Here is a 5,773-nt window from a genome sequence, read left to right on the forward strand (position 1 = left end):
GTTCCGGGTCCGCGCCCCCCCCCCGGGGGGGGGGGGGGCGGGGCGCCCCCCCCACGGGGGGCCACCCACCAGGGCTCATGGCAGCCACCAGGGCAGAAGGCTGCCCGCTGTTACCTCAGGCCTCGTAGGCCGATTCGCCGTGCGAGGTGACATCCAGGCCGGTACGCTCGGCCTCTTCGGTCACGCGCAGGCCGACCACCACCTTCACCAGCAGCAGGATGGCCGCCGTCACCACCGCCGACCAGACCACGGTGAGGCCGACGCTGACCACCTGCACCCACACCTGATGGCCGATATCCAGATCAGCCTTGGTGCCGCCCAGCGACTGCGCGCTGAACACACCGGTGAGGATGGCACCGACGATGCCGCCGACGCCGTGCACGCCGAACACGTCGGCGGTGTCGTCCACCTTCAGCAGGCGCTTCAGGCCAGTGACACCCCACACGCAGACCACACCGGCGACGAAGCCAATGACGATGGCGCCGAGCGGACCCACGGTGCCGCAGGCCGGGGTGATGCCGACCAGGCCGGCCACCGCACCCGAGGCGGCACCCAGTGCCGACGGCTTGCCCTTGGTGATCGCTTCGGTGAGGGTCCAGCCCAGCACTGCTGCGGCAGTGGCCAGCACGGTGTTGAGGAAGGCCAGCGAGGCAACGGTGTCAGCCGCCGCGGCCGAGCCGGCGTTGAAGCCGAACCAGCCCACCCACAGCAGCATCGCGCCGATGTAGGTGAACGGCACGTTGTGCGGCTTCAGCGCGGTCTGGCCATAGCCCAGGCGCTTGCCCAGGAACCAGGCACCGACCAGGCCGGCCACGCCCGCGTTGATGTGCACCACGGTGCCACCGGCGAAATCGATCGCGCCCATCTCACCCAGATAGCCGCCACCCCAGACGATGTGTGCCATCGGGATGTAGCTGAGGGTGAACCACAGCGCCGAGAACAGCAGCACCGCGCGGAACTTGATGCGTTCGGCGAAGGCGCCGACGATCAGCGCGGTGGTGATGCCGGCGAAGGTCGACTGGAACGCAACGAACAGGTAATCCGGCAGGCCCTTGATGGGCGTGTTGCCGACCGAATCGGGGGTGAAGCCCTTCAGGAAGGCGAACTCGGTGAACGAACCGAAGAACGGATTGCCGGCACTGAACACCGCGCTGTAGCCGTAGGACACCCACAGCAGCAGCACCAGCGAGAACACCACCAGGATCTGGCTGAGCACCGACAACACGTTCTTCGAACGCACCAGGCCGCCGTAGAACAGGGCCAGGCCGGGCACCACCATCAGCAGCACCAGCAGGGTGGAGGTGAGCATCCAGGCCACGTCGCCATGGTCGAAGGCGGGGGCGGCGGCTTCAGCGGCGGCGGGCGCGGCGGCAACCGGCGCCTGCAGCGGCTCGACCGCGACGGTTTCGCTGGGCAGCGGTGAAACCTCGGCCTGGGCGTGGGCAGCGCCCGGCCACGCACCGGCGGCGAGCGCGCTGAGCAGCATCAACAGGCACACGAAATGGAACCGGGCTTGCCACCCGGTGAGAAGGCGCATCTTCATTGGGGGAGTCTCCGGAAGGGGTTACAGCGCGTCGGCACCGATTTCGCCGGTGCGGATGCGGATGACCTGCTCGACGGCAGTGACGAAGATCTTGCCGTCGCCGATCTTGCCGGTGCCTGCAGACGACTGGATCGCTTCGATCACCGCGTCGGCACGCTCGTCGGTCACCACGGTTTCGATCTTGATCTTGGGCAGGAAATCGACGACGTACTCGGCACCGCGATACAGCTCGGTGTGGCCCTTCTGGCGACCGAAACCTTTCACTTCGGTCACGGTGATGCCCGACACGCCCGCGTCGGAGAGGGCCTCGCGGACCTCGTCGAGCTTGAACGGCCGGATGATGGCGGAGATCAGTTTCATGCGCATGTCCCGATGGTGGATGGGGCCACCGCGCAGCGGCGCGATGGCATCAGGCAACCATGGGCCATCGTGGTGATGGCCATGGCTGTTGCACCGGACACGCAATGGGCCGGGACGGCCGTGCCTCTCTCCTTGCACGACCGACGCGGGAGGGAGGGCGGCCCATGTCGCGTATCCGGTCTCTCTTGCCCCTGTTGCAGCGGGCCAACGGTCCGCTCTACCACGACGGGCCTGGGCCCGCCATGCGGCTCCCCAGCCGCGACGAACGGAGGCGATGGCGGCGGGTGGGAGGGAGGTCCCACCGCCATCGCCGCCCGATCAGTTGGCGTAGTACAGCTGGTATTCCAGCGGGTGGGTGGCCGCGCGGAACTTGGTCACTTCCTGCATCTTCAGCGCGATGTAGCCGTCGATGAAGTCATCGCTCATCACGCCGCCGGCCTTGAGGAACTCGCGGTCCTTGTCCAGCGCTTCCAGGGCCTGGTCCAGCGAGGAGCAGACCTGCGGGATCAGCTTCTCTTCTTCCGGCGGCAGGTCGTACAGGTCCTTGTCGCTCGGTGCGCCCGGGTCGATCTGGTTCTTGATGCCGTCCAGGCCGGCCATCATCAGCGCGGTGAAGGTCAGGTAGCCCGACTGGATCGGATCGGGGAAGCGCATTTCGATGCGGCGCGCCTTCGGGTTGGACACCCACGGAATGCGGCACGAGGCCGAACGGTTGCGGGCCGAGTAGGCCAGCATCACCGGGGCTTCGAAGCCCGGCACCAGGCGCTTGTAGCTGTTGGTGCCCGAGTTGGCGAAGGCGTTGATGGCCTTGGCGTGCTTGAAGATGCCGCCGATGTACCACAGCGCCAGCTGGCTCAGGCCGCCGTAGCCGTCGCCGGAGAACAGGTTGGTGCCGCCCTTGGACAGCGACTGGTGCACGTGCATGCCGCTGCCGTTGTCGCCGACGATCGGCTTGGGCATGAAGGTGACGGTCTTGCCGTTGCGGTGGGCCACGTTCTTGATGACGTACTTCATGCGCAGCAGTTCGTCGGCCTTCTGCACCAGGGTGCTGAACTTGGTGCCGATCTCGCACTGGCCGGCGGTGGCCACTTCGTGGTGCTGCACTTCCACTTCGATGCCGACCTGTTCCAGCGTCTTGCACATTTCAGCGCGCAGGTCGTGCAGGGTGTCGGTCGGCGGAACGGGGAAGTAACCGCCCTTCACGCCCGGACGGTAGCCGCTGTTGGCGCCGTCGTACTTGGCGCCGCTGTTCCAGGCCGCTTCTTCCGAATCGACCTTGAAGAAGGTGTTGCCCATTTCATTGGCGAAACGGACCGAATCGAAGATGAAGAATTCCGGCTCCGGGCCGAAGAACGCGGTTTCGGCGATGCCGGAGGACTTCAGGTAGGCCTCGGCGCGCTTGGCGATGCCGCGCGGGCAGCGGCCGTACGGCTGCATGGTGGCCGGGTCGAGGATGTCGCAGCTGATCACGATGGTCGGATCGGCGTAGAACGGATCGACATAGGCGCTGGCCGGGTCCGGCAGCAGGACCATGTCCGATTCGTTGATGCCCTTCCAGCCGGCGATGGAGCTGCCGTCGAACATCTTGCCTTCTTCGAACAGCGACGGTTCGATGATGCTGACCGGGAAGGTGACGTGCTGTTCGACGCCACGCATATCCACGAAACGCAGATCGACGAACTCGATCTGGTTGTCCTTGATCAGCTTCTCAACGGTTTCCACGGACATCGGTACGACCTCGGATGGGGATGAATGCCTACTGAGGTGGAGCAATGACCGTGCCAACTTTTTCTAAACTGCAAGTTGTTGATTTCAAACAGCACGCCCCGGCGCGGTGCGGGCCAGTGCGCACCAAAGGGGTGCATGCACGCCCCCGCGCACCCGTTTGGTGCGGCAGGGATCGTCTATCCTCTCGACCTTCTTCCTTCCGCTGCCGGCGCCCATTCCACCCATGTCCGATCTGCTCTCCGCCCTGTTGCTGGGCATCCTCGAAGGCCTCACCGAATTCCTGCCGATCTCCAGCACCGGCCACCTGCTGATCGCCCAGCACTGGCTGGGCGCGCGCTCGGACTTCTTCAACATCATCATCCAGGCCGGCGCGATCCTGGCCGTGGTGCTGGTGTTCCGCCAGCGCCTGCTGCAGCTGGCCACCGGCTTCGGCCAGCGCGAGAACCGCGAATACGTGTTCAAGCTGGGCGCTGCCTTCCTGGTGACCGCCGTGGTCGGCCTGGTGGTGCGCAAGGCCGGCTGGTCGCTGCCGGAGACCGTGGGCCCAGTGGCCTGGGCGCTGATCATCGGCGGCGTCTGGATGCTGCTGGTGGAGGCCTATACCGCCCGCCTGCCCGACCGTGACCAGGTGACCTGGACCGTGGCGATCGGCGTGGGCCTGGCGCAGGTGGTGGCCGGCGTGTTCCCGGGTACCTCGCGTTCGGCCTCGGCGATCTTCCTGGCCATGCTGCTGGGCCTGAGCCGCCGCGCGGCGGCCGCCGAGTTCGTGTTCCTGCTGGGTATTCCCACCATGTTCGCCGCCAGTGCCTACACCTTCCTGGAACTGGCCAAGGAAGGAAACCTGGCCAGCGAGAACTGGACCGACGTCGGCGTGGCGTTCGTTGCCGCCGCCATCACCGGCTTCGTCGTAGTGAAGTGGCTGATGGGCTACATCAAGTCGCACAAGTTCACCGCGTTCGCCGTCTACCGCATCGCCCTGGGCGCTGCACTGCTGCTCTGGTTGCCTGCCGGTAGCTGAACAGCGCCGGCGCCGGGCAACCCCATCGCCGGCGCCGGTCCGTTTTCCCTGGTTCCTCAAGGAGACTCATCACCATGAACCGCAAGCTCACCCTGCTCCTCCCGCTGGCCCTGCTGGCCGCGTGCAGCCAGACCCCTGCCCCCGCCGGCACCGGCGGCGACGACGTGGCCCCGGCCGCGACCAGGGCGGCGGACCAGCAGACGCTGGCGCACCTGGATGCGCAGCGCCTGCAGAGCCAGCACTGGTTGCTGAAGCAGGCCACCGCGGCCGACGGCAAGCGCATCGATGCGCTGTTTGCCCGCGATGACAAGCCGGTCACCCTGGACTTCGCCGACGGCCGCCTGTCGGTGAGCAACACCTGCAACCGCCTGGGCGGTGGCTACACGCTGGAGAACGGCACGCTGAAGGTGGGCGCGATGGCATCGACCATGATGGCCTGCACCGACAAGGCGCTGATGGCGCTGGACGAAGCGGTCTCCAGCCGCCTGCAGGGCGAGTTGAAGACCGCGCAGGACGCCGACGGCACGCTGACCCTGACCACTGCCAAGGGCGACGTGCTGGTGTTCGCGCCGGAACCCACCGCCGAAACCCGCTTCGGCGGCCCGGGCGAAACCGTGTTCCTGGAAGTGGCCGCGAAGACCGAGAAGTGCTCGCACCCGCTGATTCCGGACTACCAGTGCCTGCAGGTGCGTGAAGTGAAGTTCGACGACAAGGGCCTGAAGCAGGGCGAGCCCGGCAAGTTCGAGAACTTCTACGGCACCATCGAGGGCTATACCCACGAAGACGGCGTGCGCAACGTGGTGCGCGTGAAGCGCTTCGCGGTGAAGAACCCGCCGGCCGACGCCCCCTCGCAGGCCTACGTGCTGGACATGGTGGTCGAGTCGGCCACCGAGCGGTAAAGCCGACGATAGCGCCGACGGTTGGTCGGCTGGCTGATGGTAGAGCCGACTGTCAGTCGGCTTGCTTCTGGAGGGCGGCCACGAGGCCGCCCTTCTTCGTAACGGTGCTTTTGTAGAGTCGAGCCATGCTCGACTGTGTGGAACGCAGCCGAGCTTGGCTCGGCTCTACAGAAGGCGCAGCCGGCCAGCGGCCGGCTCTACCCACCACGGAGGGATCGTGCCGAC

At 66.7% G+C, this 5,773-nt stretch carries 5 protein-coding genes; 2 read left to right on the top strand and 3 right to left on the bottom strand.

All coding sequences use genetic code 11. The annotated features are described in order from the left end of the window. Positions 1-115: 115 nt before the first annotated feature. From amt to glnA, 3 genes are all read right to left on the bottom strand, one after another. Positions 116-1,543, bottom strand: coding sequence for an ammonium transporter (gene amt, locus IAE41_RS21610; RefSeq protein ID WP_200734513.1), 1,428 nt, complete (start codon positions 1,541-1,543; stop codon positions 116-118). 21 nt (positions 1,544-1,564) lie between these two features. After that, positions 1,565-1,903 (bottom strand): P-II family nitrogen regulator, encoded by a 339-nt coding sequence (locus IAE41_RS21615; RefSeq protein WP_004134334.1) that lies wholly within the window; start codon positions 1,901-1,903, stop codon positions 1,565-1,567. Between the two features lie 318 nt (positions 1,904-2,221). Continuing rightward, on the bottom strand, positions 2,222-3,631 hold the full coding sequence (gene glnA, locus IAE41_RS21620) for a type I glutamate--ammonia ligase (protein ID WP_200734514.1): 1,410 nt from the start codon (positions 3,629-3,631) through the stop codon (positions 2,222-2,224). Positions 3,632-3,854: 223 nt separating this feature from the next. Here glnA and IAE41_RS21625 point away from each other — a divergent pair, with 223 nt between their 5' ends. Both IAE41_RS21625 and IAE41_RS21630 read left to right on the top strand, forming a co-directional pair. Beyond that, the gene (locus IAE41_RS21625; protein ID WP_079224666.1) at positions 3,855-4,649 is read left to right on the top strand and encodes an undecaprenyl-diphosphate phosphatase; all 795 of its coding nucleotides are present in this window, start codon (positions 3,855-3,857) and stop codon (positions 4,647-4,649) included. A 74-nt stretch (positions 4,650-4,723) separates the two neighbouring features. After that, a complete protein-coding gene (locus IAE41_RS21630; protein ID WP_200734515.1) occupies positions 4,724-5,548 on the top strand; it encodes an META and DUF4377 domain-containing protein in 825 nt (274 codons plus the stop codon). The last annotated feature ends 225 nt before the right edge of the window (positions 5,549-5,773 follow it).

The sequence above is a fragment of the Stenotrophomonas sp. S39 genome (assembly GCF_016624665.1).
In the GTDB taxonomy this organism is placed as follows: domain Bacteria; phylum Pseudomonadota; class Gammaproteobacteria; order Xanthomonadales; family Xanthomonadaceae; genus Stenotrophomonas.

Coding starts and splice junctions, on each gene's coding strand:
- amt (WP_200734513.1), bottom strand. CDS start 1,543: ATGAAGATGCGCCTTCTCACCGGGTGGCAAGCCCGGTTCCATTTCGTG.
- IAE41_RS21615 (WP_004134334.1), bottom strand. CDS start 1,903: ATGAAACTGATCTCCGCCATCATCCGGCCGTTCAAGCTCGACGAGGTC.
- glnA (WP_200734514.1), bottom strand. CDS start 3,631: ATGTCCGTGGAAACCGTTGAGAAGCTGATCAAGGACAACCAGATCGAG.
- IAE41_RS21625 (WP_079224666.1), top strand. CDS start 3,855: ATGTCCGATCTGCTCTCCGCCCTGTTGCTGGGCATCCTCGAAGGCCTC.
- IAE41_RS21630 (WP_200734515.1), top strand. CDS start 4,724: ATGAACCGCAAGCTCACCCTGCTCCTCCCGCTGGCCCTGCTGGCCGCG.